26 protein-coding genes are annotated in these 26,160 nt (G+C 65.2%); 11 read left to right on the top strand and 15 right to left on the bottom strand.

Going from position 1 to position 26,160, the window contains the following annotated elements:
• Nucleotides 1-2 precede the first annotated feature (2 nt).
• The 8 genes from E8M83_RS08265 to flgL all read left to right on the top strand — a co-directional run bounded on the left by E8M83_RS08265 (nucleotide 3) and on the right by flgL (nucleotide 9,409).
• Nucleotides 3-1,538, top strand: a complete 1,536-nt coding sequence (locus E8M83_RS08265) for a flagellar hook protein FlgE (protein ID WP_137172889.1) — start codon at nucleotides 3-5, stop codon at nucleotides 1,536-1,538.
• A gap of 156 nt (nucleotides 1,539-1,694) precedes the next feature.
• On the top strand, nucleotides 1,695-2,435 hold the full coding sequence (gene flgF, locus E8M83_RS08260; RefSeq protein WP_137172888.1) for a flagellar basal-body rod protein FlgF: 741 nt from the start codon (nucleotides 1,695-1,697) through the stop codon (nucleotides 2,433-2,435).
• A gap of 64 nt (nucleotides 2,436-2,499) precedes the next feature.
• Nucleotides 2,500-3,282, top strand: coding sequence for a flagellar basal-body rod protein FlgG (gene flgG, locus E8M83_RS08255; protein WP_071361654.1), 783 nt, complete (start codon nucleotides 2,500-2,502; stop codon nucleotides 3,280-3,282).
• A gap of 10 nt (nucleotides 3,283-3,292) precedes the next feature.
• On the top strand, nucleotides 3,293-3,940 hold the full coding sequence (locus tag E8M83_RS08250; RefSeq protein ID WP_137172887.1) for a flagellar basal body L-ring protein FlgH: 648 nt from the start codon (nucleotides 3,293-3,295) through the stop codon (nucleotides 3,938-3,940).
• A 12-nt stretch (nucleotides 3,941-3,952) separates the two neighbouring features.
• On the top strand, nucleotides 3,953-5,077 hold the full coding sequence (locus tag E8M83_RS08245; RefSeq protein WP_137172886.1) for a flagellar basal body P-ring protein FlgI: 1,125 nt from the start codon (nucleotides 3,953-3,955) through the stop codon (nucleotides 5,075-5,077).
• Between the two features lie 19 nt (nucleotides 5,078-5,096).
• Nucleotides 5,097-6,074 (top strand): flagellar assembly peptidoglycan hydrolase FlgJ, encoded by a 978-nt coding sequence (flgJ, locus tag E8M83_RS08240; RefSeq protein WP_137172885.1) that lies wholly within the window; start codon nucleotides 5,097-5,099, stop codon nucleotides 6,072-6,074.
• Between the two features lie 90 nt (nucleotides 6,075-6,164).
• Nucleotides 6,165-8,153, top strand: a complete 1,989-nt coding sequence (gene flgK, locus E8M83_RS08235; protein WP_137172884.1) for a flagellar hook-associated protein FlgK — start codon at nucleotides 6,165-6,167, stop codon at nucleotides 8,151-8,153.
• A 26-nt stretch (nucleotides 8,154-8,179) separates the two neighbouring features.
• A complete protein-coding gene (flgL, locus tag E8M83_RS08230; protein WP_137172883.1) occupies nucleotides 8,180-9,409 on the top strand; it encodes a flagellar hook-associated protein FlgL in 1,230 nt (409 codons plus the stop codon).
• On the opposite strand, the gene E8M83_RS08225 is transcribed toward flgL, so the two are convergent.
• Nucleotides 9,410-11,437, bottom strand: coding sequence for an AsmA family protein (locus E8M83_RS08225; protein WP_137172882.1), 2,028 nt, complete (start codon nucleotides 11,435-11,437; stop codon nucleotides 9,410-9,412).
• A 191-nt stretch (nucleotides 11,438-11,628) separates the two neighbouring features.
• On the opposite strand from E8M83_RS08225, the gene E8M83_RS08220 reads away from it, so the two are divergent.
• Both E8M83_RS08220 and E8M83_RS08215 read left to right on the top strand, forming a co-directional pair.
• Nucleotides 11,629-12,510 carry a CPBP family intramembrane glutamic endopeptidase gene (locus tag E8M83_RS08220; protein ID WP_170976730.1) on the top strand — a complete coding sequence of 294 codons (882 nt, stop codon included), beginning with the start codon at nucleotides 11,629-11,631 and terminating at the stop codon, nucleotides 12,508-12,510.
• 81 nt (nucleotides 12,511-12,591) lie between these two features.
• On the top strand, nucleotides 12,592-13,548 hold the full coding sequence (locus E8M83_RS08215; RefSeq protein ID WP_137172880.1) for a bifunctional helix-turn-helix transcriptional regulator/GNAT family N-acetyltransferase: 957 nt from the start codon (nucleotides 12,592-12,594) through the stop codon (nucleotides 13,546-13,548).
• On the opposite strand, the gene fliR is transcribed toward E8M83_RS08215, so the two are convergent.
• From fliR to fliF, 13 genes are all read right to left on the bottom strand, one after another.
• The gene (gene fliR / locus E8M83_RS08210; protein WP_137172879.1) at nucleotides 13,545-14,390 is read right to left on the bottom strand and encodes a flagellar biosynthetic protein FliR; all 846 of its coding nucleotides are present in this window, start codon (nucleotides 14,388-14,390) and stop codon (nucleotides 13,545-13,547) included. The two genes, E8M83_RS08215 and fliR, sit on opposite strands and share 4 nt — an antisense overlap.
• 66 nt (nucleotides 14,391-14,456) lie before the next feature.
• Entirely contained in the window at nucleotides 14,457-14,726 is a 270-nt protein-coding gene (fliQ, locus tag E8M83_RS08205) for a flagellar biosynthesis protein FliQ (RefSeq protein ID WP_005665867.1), read from the bottom strand.
• Nucleotides 14,727-14,735: 9 nt separating this feature from the next.
• Entirely contained in the window at nucleotides 14,736-15,473 is a 738-nt protein-coding gene (gene fliP, locus E8M83_RS08200) for a flagellar type III secretion system pore protein FliP (protein WP_137172878.1), read from the bottom strand.
• Nucleotides 15,463-16,215, bottom strand: a complete 753-nt coding sequence (fliO, locus tag E8M83_RS08195; protein WP_373995039.1) for a flagellar biosynthetic protein FliO — start codon at nucleotides 16,213-16,215, stop codon at nucleotides 15,463-15,465. Before fliO ends, fliP begins: the two co-directional genes overlap by 11 nt.
• 131 nt (nucleotides 16,216-16,346) lie before the next feature.
• The gene (gene fliN / locus E8M83_RS08190) at nucleotides 16,347-16,787 is read right to left on the bottom strand and encodes a flagellar motor switch protein FliN (protein WP_137172876.1); all 441 of its coding nucleotides are present in this window, start codon (nucleotides 16,785-16,787) and stop codon (nucleotides 16,347-16,349) included.
• 102 nt (nucleotides 16,788-16,889) lie between these two features.
• The gene (gene fliM / locus E8M83_RS08185) at nucleotides 16,890-17,873 is read right to left on the bottom strand and encodes a flagellar motor switch protein FliM (RefSeq protein ID WP_137172875.1); all 984 of its coding nucleotides are present in this window, start codon (nucleotides 17,871-17,873) and stop codon (nucleotides 16,890-16,892) included.
• A 24-nt stretch (nucleotides 17,874-17,897) separates the two neighbouring features.
• Nucleotides 17,898-18,422: a flagellar basal body-associated protein FliL gene (gene fliL / locus E8M83_RS08180; RefSeq protein ID WP_137172972.1), complete on the bottom strand. Its 525-nt coding sequence runs from the start codon at nucleotides 18,420-18,422 to the stop codon at nucleotides 17,898-17,900.
• 218 nt (nucleotides 18,423-18,640) lie between these two features.
• Complete coding sequence (locus tag E8M83_RS08175; protein WP_137172874.1) at nucleotides 18,641-19,951, bottom strand: flagellar hook-length control protein FliK; 1,311 nt, start codon at nucleotides 19,949-19,951, stop codon at nucleotides 18,641-18,643.
• Nucleotides 19,952-19,958: 7 nt separating this feature from the next.
• Nucleotides 19,959-20,402 carry a flagellar export protein FliJ gene (gene fliJ, locus E8M83_RS08170; protein WP_137172873.1) on the bottom strand — a complete coding sequence of 148 codons (444 nt, stop codon included), beginning with the start codon at nucleotides 20,400-20,402 and terminating at the stop codon, nucleotides 19,959-19,961.
• A 36-nt stretch (nucleotides 20,403-20,438) separates the two neighbouring features.
• Nucleotides 20,439-21,854, bottom strand: a complete 1,416-nt coding sequence (gene fliI, locus E8M83_RS08165) for a flagellar protein export ATPase FliI (protein WP_137172872.1) — start codon at nucleotides 21,852-21,854, stop codon at nucleotides 20,439-20,441.
• Nucleotides 21,854-22,588: a flagellar assembly protein FliH gene (gene fliH / locus E8M83_RS08160; protein ID WP_137172871.1), complete on the bottom strand. Its 735-nt coding sequence runs from the start codon at nucleotides 22,586-22,588 to the stop codon at nucleotides 21,854-21,856. The genes fliI and fliH overlap by 1 nt, the downstream gene beginning before the upstream one ends.
• On the bottom strand, nucleotides 22,588-23,592 hold the full coding sequence (fliG, locus tag E8M83_RS08155) for a flagellar motor switch protein FliG (RefSeq protein ID WP_137172870.1): 1,005 nt from the start codon (nucleotides 23,590-23,592) through the stop codon (nucleotides 22,588-22,590). Before fliG ends, fliH begins: the two co-directional genes overlap by 1 nt.
• Nucleotides 23,585-25,285, bottom strand: coding sequence for a flagellar basal-body MS-ring/collar protein FliF (gene fliF / locus E8M83_RS08150; protein WP_137172869.1), 1,701 nt, complete (start codon nucleotides 25,283-25,285; stop codon nucleotides 23,585-23,587). The genes fliG and fliF overlap by 8 nt, the downstream gene beginning before the upstream one ends.
• 189 nt (nucleotides 25,286-25,474) lie before the next feature.
• Between fliF and fliE the strand changes: the two genes are divergently transcribed.
• Nucleotides 25,475-25,852: a flagellar hook-basal body complex protein FliE gene (gene fliE, locus E8M83_RS08145; RefSeq protein WP_137172868.1), complete on the top strand. Its 378-nt coding sequence runs from the start codon at nucleotides 25,475-25,477 to the stop codon at nucleotides 25,850-25,852.
• 15 nt (nucleotides 25,853-25,867) lie between these two features.
• Here the strand turns inward: fliE and E8M83_RS08140 are convergent, their stop codons facing one another.
• Entirely contained in the window at nucleotides 25,868-26,080 is a 213-nt protein-coding gene (locus E8M83_RS08140) for a DUF4287 domain-containing protein (RefSeq protein WP_137172867.1), read from the bottom strand.
• Between the last annotated feature and the right edge of the window lie 80 nt (nucleotides 26,081-26,160).

Genomic DNA, 26,160 nt, shown 5'->3' with positions numbered 1-26,160 from the left:
CCATGTCTTTCCAACAAGGCTTGAGCGGCTTGAACGGCGCTGCCAAATCGCTTGACGTCATCGGCAACAATATCGCCAACGCCAGCACGGTCGGTTTCAAGGGTTCGACCACCCAGTTCGCAGACGTCTACGCCAACGCGCTCAACGGCGCTGGCGGCATTTCGGCCGGTATCGGCGTGAAGGTTGCGGCCATCGCCCAGCAGTTCAACCAGGGCAATATCGAAACCTCGGGCAATCCGCTCGACATCGCCATCAATGGCGCCGGTTTCTTCCGCATCGAACAGGCCGGCGTGGTGCAATATTCGCGCAATGGCCAGTTCTCGCTCGACAAGCAGGGCTTCATCGTCAATGCGCAGGGCGCGAAACTGACCGGCTACGGCCTGGGCCCGAACGGCCAGCTGGCCGCCGGCGCGCCGGTGCCGATCAAGATCGACACCGCGGACCAGCCGCCGAAGGTCACCGAGAATATCTGGGCCGAGATCCAGCTCGATTCGCGCAGCGAGCCGCCGAAGAACAAGCCGTTCAATGCGGCCGATCCGTTCTCGTACAACAAGCAGAGCTCGATGTCCGCGTATGACACGCTGGGGAACCCGCATACCTTGCAGCTGTATTACGTGAAATCCGAAGCCGGCACCTGGGATGTCTATACCAGCATGGGCGGCACCGAGAAGACCGCGCTTGACGTGGCCGGCGTCACGCTGACCGACGGTCCGACGCAGACCGCGCGCACGGCATGGGACAACGCGGCTCCGGCTGGCAAGGCCGGCGCGCTCGGTACCTATGCTACCGCCGCTTCTGGCGCCGTATTGACCCGCGCGCTCGCCGCCTACGCGGCCGCTGGCACCACGATGAGCCAGGACGACCAGGACGCCATCGCTGCCGCGGCCAATGCAGCCGCCGCCGTGCCAGGTACGACGCCGGAGCAGGTCGATGCGGCCATCCTGAAGGCGCTGAAAGTGCCTGCGTCGAAGCTCGGTACCCTGAATTTCAACACCAGTGGCGCCCTGAACATGGCGACCAGCGGCACCGCGCCTGGCTTCAATGGCAAGTTCGCGACCAGCCTGCCGGTGGTGCCGGCCACCGGCGCCGAACTGCAGATTCCGGTCACCTTCGACTTCACCAACAGCACCCAGTACGGCGGCCCGACCAGCGAGGGCCGCCTGGATCAGGATGGCTACAAGCCGGGCGCGCTGCAGCGCTTCACGACCGGCGCCGACGGCGTCATCGTGGGCCAGTACAGCAACGGCCAAACCAAGGCGCTGGGCCAGGTTGTGCTGGCTAACTTCACCAACCCGAACGGGCTCGAGTCGCTGGGCAATAATGCCTGGGCCGAATCTGCCGCCTCGGGCACCGCGCTGATCGGCACCGCCGGCACCGGCGGCATGGGCGTGATGCAGTCGGGCTCGGTCGAAGCATCGAGCGTCGACCTGACCGCCGAGCTGGTCAACATGATCACCGCGCAGCGCGTCTACCAGGCGAATGCGCAGACCATCAAGACCCAGGATTCGGTGCTGCAGACGCTGGTGAACCTGCGTTGATCACCGATGATGCCGGCGTGATTTGAACGCGTCGGCAAGGGACTTGCCGACCCTACGTAGGGTTGGCAGCTCCGCTGCCGACGCGTTCAACGCACGCTCGCAACACCAAATACGCAACACGACGCCGCACCACCGCACTAAACAAAGGACCACACCATGGACCGCCTGATCTACACCGCCGCCTCCGGCGCCAAGCACATCCTCGAGCAGCAGGCCACGACCTCGAACAACCTGGCCAACGTCAGCACTACGGGCTTCCGGGCCCAGATGGACGTGTTCCGCGCGGCGCCGGTGCAGGGCCCCGGCCTGCCGACCCGCGCCTTCGTGGTCGATTCGACCGCCGGCAACGATTTTTCGTCGGGCGCGCTGCAGGTCACGGGCCGCGACCTGGACGTGGCGGTGAAAGGGCAGGGCTGGCTGGCGGTGCAGATGCCCGACGGTACCGAGGCCTACACCCGCAACGGTTCGCTGCAGATGAGCCCGAACGGCGTGCTGCAGACGGCTTCCGGCCAGACGGTCGCCGGCGAGGGCGGTCCGATCACCATCCCGCCCGACGCCACCGTGACGGTCGGCGGCGATGGCACCATCTCGACCATCTCGAATGTCGATGCGCCGGCCGCGCCGGCCGTGCTGGGCCGCCTGAAACTTGTCAATCCGCCTGAAGGCGAGCTGGTGCGCGGCGACGACGGATTGTTCCGCCTGAAGGATGGCGGCACTGCCCAGCCCGACCCCGCGGTGCAGGTGGCCGGCGGGGCGCTCGAGGGCAGTAATGTGAATCCGGTCGATTGCATGGTCGACATGATCTCCTTGGCAAGGTCGTTCGACACACAAATGAGCCTGTTGAAGAACGCCGAGAATAACGCCGCAAAAGCGACCCAGATCCTCGCTTTGAATTGATAGTTGCCCCGGCATAATTCTATTGTGCGTGGCGGTGTTCGCCTGCCACCAATAGGAGAATGCCATGATTCGTTCGCTGTACATCGCCAAGACCGGTCTCGAAGCCCAGCAGACCAACCTGGACGTCATTTCGAACAACCTCGCCAACGTCAGCACCAACGGCTTCAAGAAGTCGCGCGCGGTGTTCGAGGACTTGCTGTACCAGAACGTGCGCCAGCCCGGCGCCCAATCGTCGCAACAGACCAACCTGCCGTCGGGCCTGCAGATCGGCACCGGCGTGCGCACCGTCGCCACCGAGCGCATCCACACCCAGGGCAATCCCCAGTTGACCGGCAATGACAAGGACGTCATGGTCAACGGTCCCGGCTATTTCCCGGTCCTGATGCCGGACGGCACCCAGGCCTACACCCGCGACGGCTCCTTCCAGAAAGACCAGAACGGCCAGCTGGTCACCTCCAGCGGCTTCGTGGTCCAGCCGGCGATTACCGTGCCGGTGAACGCCGAGTCGATCAGCGTCGGCCGCGACGGCACCGTGTCGGTCAAGATCGCCGGCGAAGCCGCGATGACCCAGATCGGCGCCCTGCAACTGGCCACCTTCATCAATCCCGCCGGCCTCGAGTCGCGCGGCGAGAACCTGTACGTCGAAACCACCGCCTCCGGCGCGCCGAACCTGAACGTGCCTGGCACCAATGGCGCCGGCAACCTGATGCAGGGGTATGTCGAAGCGTCGAACGTCAATGTGGTCGAAGAGATGGTCGCCATGATCCAGACCCAGCGCGCCTACGAGATCAACAGCAAGGCGATCACGACGTCCGACCAGATGCTCCAGAAACTGTCGCAGCTTTAATCCAGTCTCCATGAAAACTCTGTCTTTCCTCGCAGCGATCGCGCTGCTCGCCGGTTGCAACACCGCCCCCACGACCATCGTGCAGGGCCCGACCAGCGCCCGTCCGATGCTGGTGGACATGTCGCCGGCCAGCGACGGCGCCATCTTCAACGTCAACAGCTACCGCCCGATGTTCGAAGACCGCCGCGCACGCCATATCGGTGACCTGCTGACCGTCAATATCAGCGAGCGCACCTCGGCCACCAAGGCCGGCGCCAGCTCGGGCAACAAGACCGGCAGCGCCAGCTTCACCGCGCCTGGCCTCTTGGCCGGCACCATCGGCGCCGGCGTCGACCTCGAGTCGGGCACCAAGTATGCCGACGGCGACAACCAGAGCGCCTCGAACAACTTCACCGGCACCATCGGCGTGACCGTGACCGAAGTGCTCCCGAACGGCAACCTGATCGTGGCCGGCGAAAAACAGGTCGCGATGAACAAGGGCACCGAGTTCATCCGCTTCTCGGGCATGGTCAGCCCGGACACCATCCAGGCCGGCAACATGGTCTCGTCGGCGCTGATCGCCGATGCGCGGGTCGAATACCGCACCAACAGTCGTCTCGACCGCGCCGAGGTGACCTCGATGCTGTCGCGCTTCTTCCTGTCGATGCTGCCGTTCTAAGAGATATCATTCATGCGTAAGATCACCTCCTTTATGCTGCTCGCCGCTGCCCTCGCCGGGGTTGGGCTGACTGCGGCCCCACTGGCCCAGGCCGAGCGCCTGAAGGACCTGGCGACCATCGCCGGCGTGCGCCAGAACCAGTTGTCCGGCTACGGCATCGTCGTGGGCCTGGACGGCACCGGCGACCAGACCACGCAGACCCCGTTCACCGTGCAGTCGATCAAGGCGATGCTGCAGCAGAAGGGCGTCAACCTGCCGCCCGGCGTCCAGCTGCAACTGAAGAACGTGGCGGCCGTGATGGTCACCACCTCGCTGCCGGCCTTCGCCCAGCCGGGCCAGACCCTGGACATCACCGTGTCGTCGATCGGCAATGCGAAAAGCCTGCGTGGCGGCACCCTCTTGATGGCGCCGCTGCACGGCGCCGACGGCCAGGTATACGCGATGGCCCAGGGCAGCCTGGTGGTCGGCGGCGTCGGCGCGCAAGCCCCGGGCGGCGGCGCGCAAGTGCAGGTGAACCACCTGTCGGTGGGCCGCATCTCGGGCGGCGCGACCGTCGAGCGCGCGGTGGCCTCGAACCTGGGCGCCGACAACCAGATCCGCCTGGAGCTGAAGGAAACCGACTTCGCCACCGCCGCCCGCGTGGTCGAGGCCGTCAACGACCAGTTCGGTCCTGGCGTCGCGACTGCCCTCGATGGCCGCGTGGTGCGCGTGCGCACCCCGTCGTCGAGCGACCAGCGCGTGGCCTTCCTGGGCCAACTGGAACAGATCGACGTCAAGCAGCCGCTGGCCTCGGCCAAGGTGATCATGAACGCCCGCACCGGCTCGGTGGTGATGAACCAGGCCGTGATGCTGGACGATTGCGCGATCTCGCACGGCAACCTGTCGATCACGATCGGCAACGAGACGCAAGTGAGCCAGCCGAACCCGGGCACCCTGGGCGCGACCGTCGTCACCCAGAACCCGAGCGTCGAGATCAGGAAGGAACCGGGCCAGGTGCTCAATGTGAAGGGCGGCGCATCGCTGGCCGAAGTGGTGAAGGCGATGAATTCGATCGGCGCCACCCCGCAAGACCTGCTGGCCATCCTGCAGGCGCTGAAGGCCGCCGGTTCGCTGCGCGCCGAACTCGAAATCATCTGACCCACTTGCCGAGCCACGCATGATCGCTTCGAAAATCTCCGCCGACCAGACCGCCAAGCTCGCGCTCGATACCAACAGCCTCAATGGCTTGCGGCAGAGCGCGAAGGACGGCTCGCCGGCCGCCCTCAAGGAAGCGGCGACCCAGTTCGAGGCGATGTTCATCAATATGATGATGAAGAGCATGCGCGACGCCAGCGGCCAGGAAGGCCTGATGGACAACCAGCAGACCAAGACCTTCACCACCATGCTCGACCAGCAGACCAGCCAGAACCTGGCCAAGCGCGGCGTCGGCCTGGCCGACGTGCTGGTGCGGCAGCTGAACTCGCAGACCATGGGCCAGCAGGCGCTGGCGATCGGCGCCGATGGCGTGAGCGCAGGTGCGGCGGCCGGCCTCGGCGCAGGCGCCACCGGCGGCATCAAGGGCCTGCCGACGGCGATGAACGCCGCCGCCATGTACAAGAACGGCGCCCTGAGCGGCGCCGACGCGGGCAGCAAGGCGCCGCCGCTGCCGGCCACGACCGAGAGTGGCCGGGTGCAGGCGCCGCACGTTCGTGCATTCCAGGAAAAGCTGCACGAACACGCCCATGCGGCCGAGCAGACCACGGGCGTGCCGGCCAAGTTCATGCTGGGCCAGGCCGCGCTCGAGACCGGCTGGGGCAAGCGCATGATCAAGAACGCCGACGGCAGCAGCAGCAACAACCTGTTCGGCATCAAGGCCGGGGCTAGCTGGAAAGGCAAGGTCGCCACCGCCGTGACCACCGAGTATGTGAACGGCAAGCCGCAGACCCGGGTGGAGAAATTCCGTGCCTACGATACGCCCGCCGATTCGTTCCGCGACTACGCCAGGCTGATTACCAACAACCCGCGTTACGAAAAAGTCATCGCCAATGGCGGCGACGCCGAGTCCTTCGCCAAGGGCCTGCAGCGCGCCGGCTACGCGACCGACCCGAACTACGCGGCCAAGCTGACCCGTTTGATCAAGAATTCGCTGGCCTAATACCACGGCTCGAAACATGTCCTTACAACTGACCGTCAAGTTTTCCCGAAAGCTGCCGTAGACGGTATTGTCAAAGAGAGAAAAACAGTCATGAGCAGCCTTCTCGCCATCGGTAAAACAGGCCTGTACGCAGCGCAAGCGGCCCTGTCCACTACCGGCCACAACATCACCAACGCCAACGTGGCCGGCTATAGCCGCCAGGTAGTGGTGCAGGCGACTGCCGCTGCGCTCAACACGGGCGTCGGCTTCATGGGGACCGGCACCCAGATCTCGCAGATCAAGCGCTACAGCGACGATTTCCTCAATACGCAGGTGCGCAGCGCCCAGGCCAGTACCAGCGGCCTGGAATCATATTATTCGCAGATCAAGCAGATCGACAATCTGCTGGCCGACACCACCTCGGGCCTGACCCCGGCGACCCAGGGCTTCTTCAAGGGCATCCAGGACATGGCCGCCAACCGCGCCTCGGTGCCGTCGCGCCAGGCGATGCTGTCGAGCGCCGAGACGCTGGCCACGCGCTTGAACGACCTCGATGCGCGCCTGGGCCAGATCCGCGACGGCGTCAATTCCGAGATCGAGTCGAGCGTCACCGCGATCAATACCTACGCCAAGCAGATCGCCAAGCTCAATGACCAGATCGGCAACTACGCTTCGTCCGAGCAGCGCCCGCCGAACGACCTGCTGGACCAGCGCGACCAGCTGGTGCTGGAGCTGAACAAATACATCAAGGCCGATGCCCGGCCGGGCGACAATAACAGCCTGACCGTATCGATCGGCAATGGGCAGCCGCTGGTGGTGGGCCAGGATTCCTTCCAGCTGGCGGCCATCGCGTCGCCGACCGACCTGAGCCGCCTCGAAGTGGGCTACCAGATAGGCGGCAATGTATCGATGCTGCCGGACGGCGCCCTGCCGGGCGGCAAACTGGGCGGTGCGCTCGAATTCCGCAGCACGACCCTCGACAAGGCGCAGAGCCAGCTGGGCAAGATCGCGGTCGGCCTGGCCTTCGAATTCAACAAGCAGCACGAGCTGGGCCTGGACCAGAATGGTCAGCCGGGCAAGCCCTTCTTCCATGTCGCGGCGGGAGTCGTCGGCGCAAGCATCAATAACGCCAAGGGCACCACCGACGATCCCGCCGCCGAGGTGAAGGCCAAGATCGTCGATCCGAGCAAGCTGAGCGACAACGACTACGAGGTCAAGTTCAAGGACGGCAAATATAATGTGGTCAGCCTGCCGGGCCGGCAGGGGGTCGGTTCGGTCGAGCCCGATGCCGACGGCAATGCCACGCTGGTCGTGAACGGCGTCGAACTCACGTTCTCGGAACGTCCGCGCGAGGGCGATACCTTCATGGTGCGTCCGACCATCAATGGCGCCGCCGATTTCAAGGTGTTGATCAACGACGTGTCGCAGATCGCGGCCGCGGCCCCGATCCTGGGCGAAGAACTCAATAGCAACACCGGCACCGGCAAGATTTCCGAGACCAGGGTCGACAGCGATTTCCTGGACACGCCGCCGGCGCTGCCGATCACGCTCACCTTCAACAAGGGCACGGCCGGCCCGCCCGCCACGCCCGACACGCTGACCGGTTTCCCGGCCGGCGAGACCATCTACAGGGTGGACGACAGTGGCAACAAGACCGAAAGCCCCGCCCCGGTCGAATTCGAGAACGGCGCCACCTACAGCTTCGGCGGAATCAGCGTGACCATGACCGGCGCGCCAAACGGCGGCGACCAGTTCACCATCAACGACAACAGCAGCGGCGTGGGCGACACCCGCAATATCGCGGCGCTGGGCCAGCTGCAGACCAGGAACATCTTCAACGGCGGCACCGCGACGCTGCAGTCGTCGTATGCCCAGATGGTCAGCGAAGTCGGCAACAAGACGCGGGAAGTCCAGATCAACGCCGCGGCGGGCAATGCCCAACTGGCGCAAGCTCAGGGCGCGCAGGCCGATGTCTCCGGCGTCAACCTGGATGAGGAAGCCACCAACCTGATCAAGTACCAGCAGGCCTACCAGGCGGCCAGCAAGGTAATGCAGATCGCCGGCACGATCTTCGACTCGCTGCTGTCAATCAGCCGCTAATGCCCGGAACCTGAGCAGAGAACATCATGCGCATCAGTACCCTGAACCTGTATAACACCTCGACCAACCAGCTCAACAATCTGCAATCGGCGCTGGCGCGCACGCAGATGCAGCTGTCGACCGACCGCCGCCTGTTGACCCCGGCCGACGATCCGGTGGCCTCGGCGCGCGCGCTCGAGGTGACCCAGTCTCAGAACATCAACGCCCAGTTCGCGACCAACCGCAGCAGCGCGAAGTCGTCGATGGCCCACGTGGAGTCGGCGCTCCAGAACGCCGGCGACCTGCTTCAGGAAATCCAGGAGCTGGCGGTGGAGGCCGGCAACGGCATCATGCTGCCGGCCGACCGCGAGAAGCTGGCGACCGAGCTCGAAGGACGCCTGACCGACCTGCTGGGCGTGGCCAATACCGCCGACGGCGTGGGCGGCTACCTGTTCTCGGGTTTCAAGACCACCACCCAGCCGTTCACGGCGACGCCGAACGGCGCCGCCTACCAGGGCGACGGGGGCGTGCGCCAGCTGCAGGTGAGCGACTCGCGCAAGGTGCCGTTGTCGGCCGCCGGCAGTACCGTGTTCGAGTCTATCCCGACCGGCAATGGCGTGTTCACGACCAAGGCCGATGCCGACAATACCGGCGCCGCGATCATCTCGTCGGGCTCGGTCGTCAACCGTCCGGGCCTGCAAAATTTCAAGTATGAGATCGAGTTCGGCATGAGCGCGGACACGCCGCCGGTGCCGACCTATTCGGTGTACAACACCAGCAACGATCCGCGCACCGTCTTGCCGGACCAGCAGGACCTGCCCTACAAGGAAGGCCAGAACATTGCCTTCGGCGGCATGTCGATGGACATCAAGGGCGTGCCGGCCGCCGGCGACAAGTTCAGCGTCGAGCCGAGCCAGAAGCAGTCGGTGTTCACCACCGTGACCGACCTGATCAAGACGCTGCGCTCGCCCACCGATGGCTCCACCGGCAAGGCGGCCCTGACCAACCAGCTGAACTCGGCGATCGACAATCTCAAGAACGCCCACGACAACGTGCTGACGGTGCAGGCCTCGGTCGGCGCCCACATGAACGAGCTCGACTACCTGGACAGCGCTGGCCTCGACCTCGACATCCAGTATGCGAGCACGCTGGACGACCTGCAGGGACTCGACACGGTCAAGGCGATCTCGGACTTCTCGCAGCAGCAGCTGACCTTGCAGGCGGCGCAAATGTCGTTCAAGACGATGTCGGGGCTGTCGCTGTTCAACGTCATCTGATCAACGCGCCGCCGCCGGCTTCGGCGGCGTCTTCGCATTCACCTTCGGCGGCTTGGTCGCGGCGGCGATCTCGGCGCCGCAATTGGTATCCGGCGCCTTGTCGACATTCACCAGCGGCAGCAGGGCAGCGAGCGGATTCACGGCTGCCAGCGCCACGGCGGCCCCAGCCTTGAGCGCCAACGGACCCACGTGCGGCCCGACCTCCGGATCGGTGAAGGTGCCGCGCGCATACAGCGGCGTGCGCAGGGTCAGGATGCGCGCACCCTTCGATTTGGGACGCACGTCCACGTCGAGGCTTTCCCTGGCCAGGTCGACGTAGCCCGAGACATTGACCACCGCATCCTCGCTGTCGAGCACGAAGCGGTCGATATTGGCGCGGCCATTGCGCACCGTCGTCTGCGCCGCCACGCAGTTGAGCATGGTCTGCTTGTCGCCGAAGATCTTGGCATACACGGCGTTCGCCACGTTGAGGCCGGCCAGTTCGAGGATGAACTGGCTGACCGTGCCTTCGGTAACCACGGCATTGATCTCGCCCTGCGAGGTGCCGAGCATGGCGGCCACCGTATTGCCCTTGCCGGCCAACACGCCATCGCCATTGACTTCGCCGAAGCTGGCCTGCATCGATTGCAGCTTGGGGAACAGTTCGCGGATCTTGAGCCCGCGCGCCGCCAGGCGGGCCGAGGCGTCGAGCGTCTTGCCGCTGCCGTCGAGGCGGATATTCGAGGTGATGCGGCCGCCCGCCATGCCGAAGCTCAGCGGCGTGAGGGTGAGCACCTTGTCCTTCATGCGGATCGTGGTCTCGATATCGCGCAGCGGAATGTCGTTGGTCCGCACGATGCGCTTGCCCGAGAATTTCACTTCGGCGTCCAGCGCATCCCATTTCTCGGTATTGAAGCCTTCCGCCGGCAAGGCCTTGCCGGGCGGCGGCGCCTTCACGCGGCCGGCTTCCCTGGTGCCGGCCCCGGTATCGGCGCCGATGGTCGGGCCCAGGTCGGCCAGGCGCAGCTGCTGCGAGGTCAGGGCGCCGCTCAGGAACGGCCGCGGCTTGCGCTGGGCATAGGACAGGGTGCCGGCGATATCGCTGGCGCCTACCTTGCCGGTAAAGTCTTTATACGTGAAGTTCCAGAACTCGCCATCCTTCTTGCCCAGCAGGTCGCCGCGGGTGGAGAAGGGCGGCGTCTCGGGCAGCAGCACGCCGGTCAGGCCGTACAGGTCGGCCATGCTGGCGCCGGCCAGTTCCATCTTGAGGGCAAAGCCGGACGGCGAGCGCGGATCGCGGACCACGCCGCGCAGGCCGAGCTTGTTCTGGCCGGCGCTGGCCTCGGCCTCGATCGGGAAGGTGATGTCGTCGCCGGTGAGCGAGAGCACTGCGCCGGCCTTGCCGCCGCCAGTGATCTTCGCCTTGTTATAGGTACCGGCCAGGGTGAAGGCCAGGCCATATGGCGGCACGCCGGCAGCGGGCGCCGGCTGCTGGCCGTCGATCGTGCGCGCATCGGCGCGCAGGTCGATGCCGAGCGGCTCGTCCAGGTAGCGCAGCTTGCCGCTATTGAAACTCAGGCGTCGGATATCGACTTCCCATTGCGACGGGCCGTTATCCTTGAAGGTCCAGGAATTGCGGCCATCCTTGCGCCGCTCGACGGCGATGTCCGGCCCGGCCAGGCGCAGGTCGGTGATGACGACGTGCTTGCGCAGCAGCGGCAGCACGTTCACGCCCACGTCGACGCGCTCGGCATTGGCCATTTGCGGGCCGACGGTGCTCCAGCTCGGGTTGCTCATGTATACGTCGTTGGCGCTGACATAAGGGCGCGGCACGTAGCGCCGCCAGCCGGGTTCGCTGTCCAGGCCGCGGTGGAATTTGACATCCAGGTCGCCGCGGATCGCGAATTCGCGGCCAGTGGTCTCGGACACCTTGCGGTTGATATAAGGCCGCAACATATTCCAGTCGAACAGCAGGAAGAACAGGATCACTACAACCGTAATTCCGAGCAGGATCCAACCGGCAATCTTTAAGGGTTTTGATGTTTTCATTGTCGATAGCGGCCAACGCGTGGCTTGGCGGATTGAGGCGCTGCTACGCCCTGGGACCTTCAGGCTACCCCTGCCATGGGGTTTTGTTTGTTGGCTAAGTAGCATTACGGCGCAATTTGGCCTGGATTGTCTGCTGTCCTCCACCAAAGGAGATGCTGTTACGCAATTGTGTCCCACATATAATTGCGCGTATGACAATCGCCCTGCCTATCCTGCTTACGTTCGGCCTGCTGGCCCTGACCGTCGTCCTGCTATGGGCGCCACTGCCTGGCGTTCGCGGCAATCGAGCCTTGCCCTGGTGTGGCGGGCTCGTGCTGGCGATTGGTGCCGGCCTGTATGGCGGCATCCTCGACTGGCGCGCGCCATTGTCGATCGCTGTCTTCGCCGCGCTCGCCTGGGGCGCGCGCGAAGCGGACAACAAGTATGCGCGGGCGCTTTTGCTGGTGCTGACCACCGTCGCGGCGCTGGCGCTGGCCCTGCACAAGGCGCCGGGATTCCACAATCCAATGCTGGCCGAAGGCATCCGTTTTTCGAGCGACGGCGCCTTGTTCTCGCTGTGGGCCAACTTCGACAAGGCGGTGGTCGGCATCGTGCTGGTGGGCGTGTTCTGCGAGCGGATCGGCTCGCGCGACCAGTGGCTGGCAATGCTGCGCCGCATCGCGCCGATCGTCGTGTCGACGCTGGTCGTCGTGCTGGGCCTGGGCTTGCTGCTGGGCCAGGTCCGGCCGGATCTCAAGTGGACGCCGTATTCGGCCTGGTTCCTGGCTTCCAATCTCTTGATTACCTGCGTGGCCGAAGAAGCGTTCTTCCGCGGCTTCCTGCTCGAGAAGATGGCCGGGGCCATGCGCGGCTGGCGGGGAGGGGTAGTCGTGGCCACGCTCGTCACCACCATCCTGTTCGGCCTGGCGCACCTGGGCGGCGGCCTGCTGCTGGCGCTGCTGGCAACGGTCGCGGGCCTGCACTATGCGGTAGCCTACCTGAGGTCCAAGCGGGTCGAGGGAGCGATCCTGACCCACTTCGCCCTCAACGCGGTGCACTTCCTGGCCTTTACGTATCCGGCACTGGCAGGTTGAGCTCCGATCGTCCTGAACGAGCACATTGACGGTCCCCTGCTACGAATATACACTGTTATATATCGTGTTATGGAGATTGTGATGTCGGATTTATTGAAGGGCCTGGGACCGACCTTCCTGGGCAGCCGCCTCAAGCGCCTGGGCGAACGGATGCAGGCTGGCGCCGCCAAGGTCGCATCCGATGCCGGCCTGCCGGTGCAGCCGGCCCATATGCCCCTGCTGGCCGCGCTCGACGGCCAGGCGCTGACCGTCGGGCAACTGGTGCAGGCGGTGGGCATCAGCCAGCCCGGCATCACGCGCGGCATCGGCCAGTTGGTCGACCTTGGCCTGGTCGAATCCCAGCAAAGCCAGGAAGGCGATGCGCGCCAGCGCACGATCTCCCTGACATCCGAAGGAAACGCCGTGCTGGCGCGCGCCAAGCTGTATGTCTGGCCGCAGATCGGGGAGGCGGTCAAGGCTTTGTTTGGCGGCCAGCCACAAGACTTCATGGAACAGATCGCGGCGGTCGAGGCAGCGCTGGCGGAAAACTCCATCGATGTGCTGGCGGCGCAGTCGACGCCGCAGATTCTCACGATTCACGAGTTCAGCGACGAGCTGGCCAGCCACTTCCATGACATCAACGCCGAGTGGATCCATGCCATGTTCCAGCTCGAAGCGACCGACCGCGAGGTGCTGGAAAACCCGCGCGCGAAGATCGTCGATCCGGGCGGCGTGATCCTGTTCGTCGAAGCGCGCGGCCTGGGCATCGTTGGCACCTGCGCGCTGCAAAAGACCGGCGCGCGCAGTTTCGAGCTGACCAAGATGGGCGTGCGCGAAAGCGCGCGCGGCCTGAAGGCCGGCGAATTCCTGCTCGAGGCGGTCATCGCGCGCGGCATGCAGTTGGGGGCCGAGCCGCTTTATTTGCTCAGCAATGCCAAGTGCGCGGCCGCCATCCACTTGTACGAGAAGCTGGGCTTCGCGCACGACGCCGGCATCATGGCCGATTATGGCGCGCGCTATGCGCGCTGCGACGTCGCGATGCGGTACAGGCCGCGCTAGCCGGGCGCTGGCGTCACCGGCGCCGCCTCGGCCGGTTGCGCGCCCGGCGTGCCCGGCTGCGGATTACCGGCCCGCGGCAGCGAGCGGGTGGTTTCGATGCCCTGGTTGAACAGGTTCACGATCGGCGCGCCGAGGTAGGGCAGGACCAGGCTCAGGGTCAGGAAGCCCACGCCCAGGGTGATCGGGAAACCGATGCCGAAGATGTTCAGCTGCGGCGCGGCGCGGGTCAGGATGCCGAGTGCGACTTGGGTGATCAGGAGGGCGGCGATGACCGGCATCGCGAGCTGCAGCCCGGCCGAGAAGATGCGGCCGCCCCAGCGCGCCAGTTCCAGCGCTGCGTTCGAGGAAAACGGCGTTTCGGTGATCGGCATGGTGATGAAACTTTCGGCCAGCGCCTCCAGCAGCACCAGGTGGCCGTTCACGGCCAGGAAGGCCATGGTCGCGACCAGCGCCATGAACTGGCTGACGGCCGACGAGCGTCCGCGCGTGGTGGGGTCGAAGAAGACCGCGAAACCCAGGCCCATGGTCTGGCTCGCGACCTCGCCAGCGTATTCGATCGCGGCGAACACCAGGCGCATGGCGAAGCCCATCGCCAGCCCGATGATCATTTCCTTGACCAGGATGAGCAGGCCCGCCCACGAGGTGGGATCGGCGGCCGGCAGCGCCGGCACCAGCGGCGCGATCACCAGCGCCAGGAAGACCCCCAGCAATACCTTGACCCGCATCGGCACGCCGGCATTGCCGAACAGCGGCGCCGCCGCGATCAGCCCCATGATGCGCGACAGCGGCCATAGCAGGCCGGCGATCCAGGCATTGATCTCGACCGAGGTTAATGTCAGCACGGCCGGCGCCCCGCAGGGTTGGCGGCTGCGTCGCCGATGCGTCCAACGGAGGTCCGCATGCCCACGCTACCCGATCAGTCCCGGAATCCCGGTAAACACCTGCCGCATATAGTCGAGCATCACCGACAGCATCCACGGTCCGGCCACCACCAGGGCGACGAACACGCCGACCAGCTTCGGGATGAAGGACAGGGTCGCCTCGTTGATCTGGGTCGCGGCCTGGAAGATACTGATGATCAGGCCGATGATCAGCGCCACCAGCAGCAGCGGCGCCGAGATCATCAGGGTCACCTCCATGGCCGTGCGGCCCATCGTCATCACGCTTTCGGGCGTCATGCCGCCTCCCTAGTAGAAGCTCTGGGACAAGGAGCCCAGCAGTAGTTGCCAGCCGTCGACCAGCACGAACAGCATCAGCTTGAACGGCAGGGCGATCACGGCCGGCGACATCATCATCATGCCCATCGCCATCAGCACCGACGCCACCACCATGTCGATGATCAGGAACGGTATGAAGATCGCGAAGCCGATCTGGAACGCCGTCTTGAGTTCGCTGGTGACGAAGGCCGGGATCAAGACCCGCAGCGGAATGTCTTCTGGCCCCTGCAGCGCCTCGGAGCGCGAGATCTTGACGAACAGCGCCAGGTCGGACTGGCGGGTCTGCTTGACCATGAATTCCTTGAGCGGCACCGCGCCGCGTTCCATGGCGGCGGTCATCTGGATCTCGTTGCGCTGCAGCGGCAGGTAGGCTTCGCTGTAGATGCGGTCGAAGGTCGGGCCCATCACGAAGAAGGTCAGGAACAGCGCCAGCCCCACCAGCACCTGGTTCGGCGGCGCACTCTGGGTGCCCAGCGCCTGGCGCAGTAGCGACAAGACGATGATGATGCGGGTAAACGCCGTCATCATCAGCAGCGCGGCGGGCAGGAAGGTCAGCGAGGTCAGCAGCAGCAGGGTCTGGACCGGCAGCGAATAGGCGGTGCCGCCGCCCGCCGCCGGGCTGCTCTGGAATGCCGGAATGCCGGGCTGGGCCGCCGCGATCAGCGGCAGGGCCAGCGCACCGGCCAACAAAAGGGTTTTAGCGCGCATTGCGTTTATCGATCGTCTTCTTGAGCCAGTCCGAGAAATTGTTGGCGGGGCCACCGCCGTGCGCGCCCTGGGTGGCGGCCGGGGCCAGTTCGCCCTCCTGGCGCGGCATGGTGTGCAGGGCGTTGACCCGGCCGGGCGCGGCGCCGACCACGATCCACTGGTCGCCGACTTCGACCACCATGATGCGTTCGCGTCCGCCCAGGTTCAGGGCGCCGACCACGCGCAGGTTGGCACTGCCGCCGCTCATCTTGGGACCATAGCGCTTCATCACCCAGGCCAGGCCGGCCAGCAGGCCGAGCACCAGCATCAGGGCCATGATGGTCTTGAGCAGGCCACCCGCGCCGGGGCTGGCGCTGGACGCGGTCGGCATCGAGGCGGGCAGCGACACGCGCGGGGCTTCGCCCAGCGGCGCGGTGGAGGTGGGCGAGACGGGTGCGGTGGAGACCGGCGGGGTGGTGTCGGTGGCCGCGGCACTGTCGCCGGGCAGCGGCGCCGTCGGCGGCGGCTTGGCGCTGGGCGTGGTGGCCGGGGCCGGGACGGCTGGCGCCGGTGGGCGGCCGGTGGTGGTTTCGCCGGGACGGCGCGGCGTCTCGGAATCTTCGTGGGCTGCCGGGGCAGGCGTAGTGGTGGCGCCTGGCGCCGCCGGTTGCTGGGCAAATGCGAGCAGGGGCGCAAACAGCAATGCCGCCAGTAGGGTTGGCGGCTTCGCCGCCGACGCGGTGATGGTTGGCCGCAAGATCATCCGGCGCGACATCGGAGCCCTCGACGATCGACGCGTCGGCGGCGTAGCCGCCAACCCTACGCCTACGACCGGGCGATCATGTGCGTTGGGCGATGTGCGATCGAAGACAGGAGCGAGAGCGCGCGGCGGGGTCATTTATTCAGTTTTCGAATCCGTTCAGATGGCGTGATGATATCAGTGAGCCGGATCCCGAACTTGTCATTCACGACCACGACCTCGCCCTGGGCGATCAGGCAGCCATTGACCAGCACATCCATCGGCTCGCCGGCCAGGCCATCGAGTTCGACCACCGAGCCCTGCGCCAGTTGCAGCAGGTTCTTGATGGCGATCTTGGTGCGGCCCAGTTCCACCGTCAGCTGCACCGGGATGTCGAGGATGAAGTCGATGTCGTTCGGCGTCTCGTTGCGCGCGCCCTTGTTCGAGAAGTCCTTGAACACGGCCGCCGCCGCGGCCGGGGCGGCCGCCTGCTGCTGCTGGCGCTCGAGCGCCGCCGCTTCGGCCGCTGCCTGCTCGGCGATCGCCGCACCCCAGTCGTCGTCGATGTGTTCCTGGTCTTCTTGATTGTCAGACATGGTGTTCTCCCGTTGCTTCAGGCCGGCGCCGTGCGCCCTGCCAATATACTGTTTAAGTGCTCGCGTACGGCGCGCGGCCTTTGGCCGCCGTGCGCCTTTCGCTTATTTGCTGAATGTGTCGCTATTGGCGAGCAGCCGCTCGACCTTCAGCGCGTATTGTCCGTTGTGCACGCCATACGTGCATTCCATTACTGGCACGCCGTCGACCGTGGCTTCCAGCATCTCCGGCACCGCGATCGGGATCACGTCGCCGATCTTCATGTTCAGGATCTCGTCGAAATTCGCCTTGCCATGGCCCAGCACGGCGACCAGTTCGACCTCGGCGACCTGGATCTGCTGCGTCATCAGGCGCACCCAGCGCTTGTCGACTTCGAGCGCCTCGCCCTGGATGCTCGAGGTCAGCGCATCGCGGATCGGCTCGATCATCGAATACGGCATGCAGAAGTGGATCTGGCCCGACACCGAACCCAGCTCGACCGTGAAGGTGCACGACACCACCACCTCGTTCGGGGTCGCGATATTGGCGAACTGCGTGTTCATCTCGGAACGGATGTACTCGAACTCGATCGGGTACACCGGTTCCCACGACTTGGCATAGGCCTCGAACACGATGTCGAGGATGCGCATGATGATGCGCTGCTCGGTCTGGGTAAAGTCGCGGCCTTCGACCCGGGTGTGGAAGCGCCCGTCGCCGCCGAACAGATTGTCCACCAGCAGGAACACCAGGCCCGGATCGAACACCATCAGGGCGGTGCCGCGCAGCGGCTTCATGTGGATCAGGTTGAGGTTGGTCGGGACTACCAGGTTGCGGATGAACTCGCTGTACTTGGAGACCCGCACCGAGCCCACCGACACCTCGGCGCTACGGCGTAGAAAGTTGAACAGGCCGACCCGCAAATACCTGGCGAAGCGCTCGTTGATGATCTCGAGCGTCGGCATGCGGCCGCGCACGATGCGCTCCTGCGTTGCCAGGTTATAGGTGCGGACTCCCGAGGTGTCTTCAGGCGTCGCAATGTCGTCCTGATCGCCGTTGACCCCTTTTAAGAGGGCATCGACTTCTTCCTGTGAGAGGAAATTATCGGCCATGTTTCTCGGTATTTACTGGATGCTTTATTGGATGATAAACGAAGTGAATAATACGTCCGACACTTCCTGTTCGTCGCCTTGTTTCTCGAACGGTTCGGTAATCCTTGCCTGGATCTCGGAAGCCAGTTGCTGCTTGCCTTCCACCGTATTGATTTCAGACGCTTTTTTGCTCGACAACAGGAGCAGCACGCGGTTGCGCACGATCGCCATATTGTCTTTCACCAGGGTCGCCTGTTCCGCGCCCGCGACCTGCAGGGTGAACTGTACCTGCAAATACTGTTCGCCGTTTTCAGGCTGCAGGTTGACGGTGAAGGCTTCGATCGGGACGTATTCAGGCTTGACCGCCGGGTCCTTCTTTTTCTTCTTCTTGCTTTCCTTGGCCGGGGCGTCTTCTTCGCCATGGGCCGCCGATGACTGGCTGAAATACCAGCCGCCGCCGGCGCCCGCGCCAAGCACGAGAACGGCAGCGAGGATCATGATGATCAGCTTTTTCTTCGAGCCGGCCGGTGCCGCTGCTGCAGCCGGGTCCGCTTTCGGATCAGCCTTCATTTTCGGATTCGCTTTCAATGGATGTCTTCAGTGCTGGTTAATCGGTACAACATTATGGCATTGTCGCGGAAAGATGCATCCGGGCAAGCCTAGAAAAGAGGGCAGAAGAGGCAGTAAATCCGGAATTGTTGCAGGCGCGCGATGACGGAATGAAAAAAGGGCGGCAGATATGCCACCCTTTGCGCTGGTTGAACGCGTGGACGGGGGACCCGCCCAGCCTACGCAAACAGGTCGACCATGCCGCGCTCGCCCAGCCCCACGGTGCGGGTACGCGGCGCCACCTCGTTCACTGCCGCCTCGGCCTCGGCGCCAGTGCCGTTGCCGGCCAGGTTGCCATTGGCCCCCTGGCTGCCCGGCGCCCGCCGCTCGCCATCCTGCTGCTGGCGCGTACCGGCGTCCACCGTCGCATTGTTCAGTGCGATGCCGCTCTCGCTCATCATCTCGCGCAGGCGCGGGAGGGCGTTTTCAAGGGCCTGGCGCACCTCGAGCTGCTCGGCCGAGAAGGCCACGGTGGCCTGGTCGTTGCTCACATTGAGCACGATCTGGACCGGGCCCAAATCTGGCGGGTTCAGGGTCAGGGTGGCGGCCTGCTCCTTGCCGACCATGTAGACGATGCGCTGGCTGACCTGGTTGTCCCAGGCCTGGCTGCCGACCCGGGCAGGGATGCGGTCGCCCGGCACGGCGGCCTGACTGCCGACCGCTTCCGCCATCCTGGTGGCCTGGGCTTGCAGCTGGGCCAGCGGGGCCGGTGCTTCCTCGGCCGCTGGCGCCGCCTGCTGCTGGCTATCGCGCAGCTGGGCCTGGAACTGGGCGCCATCCTGCTGGCTTTCAGGCAATGCCTTGCCCTGGGCCGCATTCGGATCGACCGGCGCGCGCTGCACGCCGGCTGCCGGCGAGACGCCTTTGCCGAGCTCGTCGGTGACGGCGGCCGCGCCGCTCGCGGCGTCATCCGTGGCGCCAGCCGCGCCCAGCTGCTCGAATGCGCTCTCCAGCGCCGTCAGTTCCGGCTCGCCGGCCGCTGCCGCGGCGTCGGTCGGGATGGCGGCGGCGTCAAGCGCGGCGGTCGCCGGCTTGGCCAGGCTGGCCATGAAGGCCAGCATATCGGTGACCGGCGTGGTGGCCGCAGCGGCGGCCTCGGCCGCCTGGGCAGCGGCCTCGGCTGCGCCGGCTTCTTCGGTACCGTCGGCGGCGCCGGCCTCGGCGGTCTTGCCCGGCTTGGCGTCGCCTTCGTGGCTGGCCGGCTTGGCGCCGGCCTTGCTGGCCTGCTCGCGCACCGGTTCGCGGGTGGCCGGCTTGTCGGCCGCATTCGGCTTGGATTGCTGCTGGGCCGGCTTTGACTGCTGGGCGGCAGCGGCTTGGGGAGCCGCCTGCGGCGGCTGCTGGCGTGCCGCCAGCTCGCGCGTCAGGGTGGCGCCGAAAGCGCCATTGGCGCGGGCGCTCTCGGCCAGCCGGTCCGGACTCGGGCTGCGCGGCGCCGCGGCATTGGCGCCATTGGTCTGGAACAGGAGATTGGTGGTCTGCGTCGTCATGTTTCGCTCAGCGTTGTTTGTAGCGGGCGCCACGCGCCGCGTGGTCGTCCATCAGTTTCTGGTCGCGCTTGTTTTGCACCTTGAGCGCCTCGCTCGCGGCGCGCTCGTTCAGGGTGCGGTAGGACAGGCGCTTGCGCTCGCTTTCCTGCAAAGTCGTGCGCTCGGTTTCTGCCTTGAACTGTGCGTGTTTCAACACCTCGCGCTGGCCGTTCAAGGCATTGTCCAGCTTGCCAATAAAGGCAACGAAGTTGTGGTACGCGAAAGGCGTGATGCCGGCCACCTGGGCCGCATCGAGCTTGCGCGCATATTCGTCGCGGTAGCCGACCAGCATTTCCAGCTTCTGTTCGGCTTCCTCGACCAGTTTATTGGCCACGCCCAGGCGCTTGGCGGCAGCATCGGAATCCTTCTGCGCCAGGTCGATCAGTGTTTCAAGTGCGGATAATTGGGCCATGGTGCAGCGATTCTAGCGCCGGGCTCCTCGAATCGATCAGTCGAATAGCGAGGAAAGTTGCCCCAAGCTCTGGGGAAGCGTGGCGTTGTCGTGGATTTCCTGGCACAGGAATTCCTCGATCACGCCATGCTTGGCGATGGCCTGGTCGAGCACCGGATCGCTGCCGGCGGCATAGGCGCCGACATTGATCAGGTCGCGCGAGCGCTGATAACGAGAATACAGTTGCTTCAGTTTGCGCGCCGCCAGCTGGTGCTCGTGGGTCGTGATCGAGTGCATCGCCCGTGAAATGGATTGTTCGATGTCGATCGCCGGATAATGCCCGGCCTCGGCCAGGTGGCGATTGAGCACGATGTGGCCGTCGAGGATACCGCGCGCCGCGTCCGCGATGGGGTCTTGTTGATCGTCGCCCTCGGACAGCACGGTATAGAAGGCCGTGATCGAGCCGCCGCCTTCCAGGCCGTTGCCGGCCCGTTCGACCAGCACCGGCAGCTTGGCAAAGACCGATGGTGGATAACCCTTGGTGGCCGGCGGTTCGCCGATCGCCAGCGCGATCTCGCGCTGCGCCATCGCATAGCGGGTCAGCGAATCCATGATCAGCATCACATTCTTGCCCTGGTCGCGGAAGTGTTCCGCGATCGCCGTGGCATAGGCGGCGCCCTGCAGGCGCAGTAGCGGCGGCGAGTCGGCCGGGGCCGCCACGACGGCCGAGCGGGCGCGGCCTTCGGGCCCCAGGATCTGGTCGATGAATTCCTTGACCTCGCGGCCCCGTTCGCCGATGAGTCCGACCACGATCACGTCGGCCTCGGTATAGCGCGCGATCATGCCGAGCAGCACCGATTTGCCGACGCCGGTACCCGCGAACAGGCCCAGGCGCTGGCCACGGCCCACGGTCAACATCGCATTGATGGCGCGCACGCCGACGTCGAGCGTGTACTTGATCGGCGCGCGGTCGAGCGGATTGACGGGGCGCGCATTGAGCGGGCCGACCTCGGTCGTGCCGAGCGGGCCGAGGCCGTCGAGCGGCCGTCCGGCGCCGTCCACCACCCGGCCCAGCAGCTGCATGCCGACCGGCAGGTGGCGCGCGCGGTCTTGCGGACGGCGGCGCCCGTGCGGTACCGTGCCCGGTGGCGGCAGCACGCTCTCGACCGGAAATACGCGCGAGCCGGGTACCACGCCTTCGGTATCGCTTTGCGGCATCAGGAACAGGCGCTCGCCTTCGAAGCCGACCACTTCGGCCTCGATGAAGCCGCTGGCTGTCGGTATGGTGGCGGCGGCGCCGACCGCCAGGCGCAGGCCGACACATTCCATCACCAGGCCGGCCACGCGCGTGACGCGGCCCGAGACTTGCAGCGGATCGGCGAAGCTGACCAGGGTGTCGCAGTCGCGCAGATAGGATTGCCAGCGCGCGGTGTGCGGGTTGCTGCTGTCGTGTTGCGGGACGTGGTCGTCCATCAGTCGCCCAGCCAGTCGACGTTGGCGCCCAGCGCGTGGGTGAGGCGATTCCAGCGCGCCGCGGCCTGGGCGTCGATCTGGTTCGTTGCCGTCTCGACCCTGCAGCCGCCGCGCGCGATGGAGCCGTTCTCGATGATGCGCCAGCCGCCCTTGGACAACTCTTCGGCCATGCCATGGCGCACCAGTTCGGCGTCTTGCGGGTGCAGGGTGAGCACGGCCGGCTGCTGCAGCACGGGCAACTGGTCGATGGCGTCGCGCACCACCGACAGGATGAGTTCGGGACGTACATCGAAACCGGTGCGCACCATGCCGCGCGCCAGGCGCAGGGCGAGGTCGAGCACGTCGCGCGCGATGGTTTCGTCGGCCTGGGCGATGGCGTCGCCGAAGCTGGCGGCGACCTGGCGCATCTGCTCGAGTTCGGCGGCGGCTTCGCGCTGGCCGGCTTCGGCGCCTTCGGCATAGCCCTGGGCATGGCCTTCGCCATGGCCCTGGGTGCGGCCTTCTTCCAGGCCTTGCGCGTAACCTTCGTGGCGCGCCGCTTCGCGCATCGCTTCGAGTTCTTCGACGCTCGGCAGGTTGTATCCCGGCGGCAGGGCAGGAGCGTTGTCAGCAGGGGCGGGAGGCGTCGTGGCAGCCTCGGCCGCGCGGCGTGCGAGCGTGCTGGGACGCTCGTCGCCGAACGACGCCATTTCCCAGCGCTGGTAGGCGCTCTGCTGTTCTTTCGGTATTGCCATCAGACGAAGGAATCCTCACCTTTACCGCCCAGCACGATCTGGCCTTCGTCGGACAGGCGACGCACGATCTGCAGGATCTGTTTCTGTTGCGATTCTACTTCGGACAGGCGCACCGGACCTTTCGATTCGAGGTCTTCGCGCATCATCTCGCTGGCACGCTGCGACATATTCTTGAAGATCTTCTCGCGCAGATCCTGCGAGGCGCCTTTCAAGGCGACGATCAGCATCTCGGACTGCACTTCACGCAGCAGCAACTGGATGCCGCGGTCGTCGATGTCGATGATATTGTCGAACACGAACATCTCGTCCATGATCTTCTGCGCCATGTCGTTGTCGTAGTTCTTGATATTGTCCATCACGGCCTGCTCTTGCTCGCCGCTCATGAAGTTCAGGATCTCGGCCGCGGTGCGCACGCCGCCCAGCGAGGACTTCTTGATGTGTTCATTACCCGACAACAGCTTGGTCAGCACGTCGTTCAGCTCGCGCAGCGCGGCCGGCTGCACGCCGTCCAGCGTGGCGATACGCAGCACGACGTCGTTGCGCAAGCGTTCGCTGAAGTTTGCCAGGATTTCGCAAGCCTGGTCGCGCTCGAGGTGGACCAGGATGGTGGCGATGATCTGCGGGTGCTCGTTGCGGATCAGCTCGGCCACCGAGACCGAGTCCATCCACTTGAGGCTCTCGATGCCCGAGGCGTCCTTGCCGCCCAGGATGCGATTAAGCAAAACAGCCGCCTTGTCGTCGCCCAGCGCCTTGGTCAGCACCTGGCGGATGTATTCGTCCGAATCGAGGCCGACGGTCGAGTGCAGGTTGGTTTCTTCGACGAACTCTTCGAGGACGGTGACCACCTGGCCATGCTGGACCGCCTTCATCTGCGCCATCGCGGCGCCCAGCTTGAGCACTTCGCGCGGGCCAAGGTATTTCATCACCTCGGCCGCTTCGGCTTCACCCAGGGCCAGCATCAGGATCGCTGCCTTGTTCGTGCCGTCCTTGTCTTTATCACTCATTTGAACCCAACCATGCTTTGATGACGTTTGCGACGATGCGCGGATCTTCGTTTGCCAGGTCTTTCGCCAGCTTCAGGTTGGCGCGGTAACCCATGTCCCGGCGAATCTTCTCTTCTTCCTCGAGGTCTTCCTCGTCTTCTTCGGCTCCTTCTTCGCCGTCCTCGCCTTCGGCCATCTCGTCTTCTTTCGGTTCTTCGGGCACGGCGGTCGCTTCGTCGAACTTCTTGATCGCCGGACGCAGCAGCGGGCGCAGGAAGCGGAAGTACAGGAAGGCGATCACTGCGGCAACAAAAGCGTAGCGGGCCAGGTCCTTGAACAGCGGCATATTCGCCGGGTCGCGCCACCATTCCGGTTCTACCACTGCTTCGGCCGGCTTGTCCACACCGTCGAACGGTGCGTTGGTGACGTTCATGGTGTCGCCGCGTTCCGGGTTGAAGCCCATCGCCTGCTTGACCAGCTCGTTGATCTGGGCCACTTCATTGGCCGCCAGCGGGCGCACGGTGACCTTGCCGGTGGCCGGGTCGACGATGCGGCGGTAGTTGACCACGACGCCGACCGTCAGGCGCTTGACGCCGCCCATCGGGCGCTGTTCGTAGCGGATGGTCTTGTCGACTTCGAAATTGGTGGTCGAGTTCTTGGTGCTCGGGCCGGTTGGCGCGGCCGCTTCGGCCGGCGGCTCGCCGTCGATCGGCGCCGTGTTCACGCCCGGCGGCTGGTTCGACAGCGCGCCCGGGATGCCCGACGCGCCGGCGCCGGCGCCTTGCGTTTCCGAGGTCTGCTGGCTGCGGATCGCCTGCGGCTCGGGCGGCGAATTCGGCTTGTACATCTCGGCCGCGGTGTCGACCTGGGCGAAGTCGATCTCGGCGGTCGCCTGGGCGCGCACATTGCCTTCGCCGACCAGCGGCTTGATCATCGCCTCGACCTGCTTGATGATGTTTTCCTGGACCTGGTCCACGTATTTCAGCTGGGTAGCGTCGAGCATCTTGTTGCCCGCGGCTTTGCCGGCCTGTTCCGACAGCAGGGCGCCGGTCTGGTCGACCACGGTCACGTTGCCGAAGGTCAGTTCAGGCACGCTGGAAGCGACCAGGTGGACGATGGCATTGACCTGGCCCTGGTCGAGGGCGCGGCCCGGCTGCAGGTTGAGCAGCACCGAGGCGGTCGGCTTTTGCTGGTCGCGCACGAACACGGACGGTTTCGGCAGCGCCAGGTGGACACGCGCGGCGCTCACCGAACCGAGCGACTGGATCGAACGCGCCAGCTCGCCTTCGAGCGAGCGCTGGTAATTGACCTGTTCCAGGAATTGCGAGACGCCCAGCTTCTGGTTTTCCATCAGCTCGAAGCCGACATTGCCGCCCTTCGGCAGGCCTTGCGCGGCCAGCTTCAGGCGCAGGTCGTGGATCTGCTCGGCAGGCACGAGGATCGCGTTGCCGCCTTCGGAGAATTTGTATGGCACACCCATCTGGTCGAGCGAAGCGGTGATCGCGCCACCGTCGCGGTCGCTGTAATTCGAGAACAGCACGCGGTATTCAGGCGCCTGGCTCCACATCCAGACAGCGATCATCAGCGCCAGGATGAGCGCGATGCCACCGCCGACGGCGACGCGCTTGCCCATGGTCGTCTGGAAAAACGACGGGGGCGCAGCCGGAGGCTGGCCCTGGGTGGTGTCGAGAAGGTCTTCCGCAGTTGCTGCCATGTTGGATGGTTTCAGGTGAATGGGTGGGAACAGGCAGCATTATGGAGCTATGGGGCAACATTCAAACCCCGAAATAGGGGATGTTTACCGGCCTAACTCGAAGGTGAAATTGGTGCCTGCGCTGATATTCTGCTTTCCTGAGTGCATTTGTAGATGATTCTACAAGGCAATAACATGCAGGAGGGTAACATGAGTATTGGCGGTATCGGCGGCATCGACACTAACCGCATCCAGGCCATGATGGAGCAGTTGAAGGCCGCGGCCACCAGGCCCGAGTCGGCGGGGCCGGTTGCGCCTGCCGGATTGGGCGGCGCCAGCGCGGTAGGCGGCAAGTCGGCGGTCAAGCTCGACTTCGCGGAAGCCCTGCATCAGTCCCTGCAGGGCGTGAGCAACCGCTCGGCCGAGGCGCAGGCGCTGAGCAAGCGCTTCACGATGGGCGACGATACCGTCAGCCTGTCGGACACCATGGTCGCAATGCAGAAATCGAGCATCGCCTTCCAGGCAACGGTGCAGGTACGCAACAAGCTGGTGTCGGCGTATCACGACATCATGAATATGCAGGTGTGATTATTGCTGGCGGACTCAAGCCCCGCCATTGCGCAGGTGATGGGCTACCAGGGCATTCGCATGTCCGTGGCCCAGCGCGTGCTCGCTCTTTAGCCAGTTCACCAGTTCCATATGCTTCATCGGGGGCTGGGCGGCGAGCAGGGTCAGCCAGTGGGCGATCGGCTGGCCGTATTTCTTCTCGATCGATGGGAAGTAAGAGGCGGGGCCTGTTACGGTTTCTTGTGTCATTGCTCGCTCCTGAAGTAAAGGGGACGGCCAGGCCGCACGGCCTGGCGCATCCCTACGACGAATAATGCCCCAAGAAATCG

This window comes from Massilia sp. HP4, assembly GCF_005222695.1.
Taxonomy (GTDB): domain Bacteria; phylum Pseudomonadota; class Gammaproteobacteria; order Burkholderiales; family Burkholderiaceae_D; genus Telluria.
The sequence above is the reverse complement of the archived record's forward strand: the minus strand, read 5'-3'. Positions and strand labels throughout refer to the sequence as shown.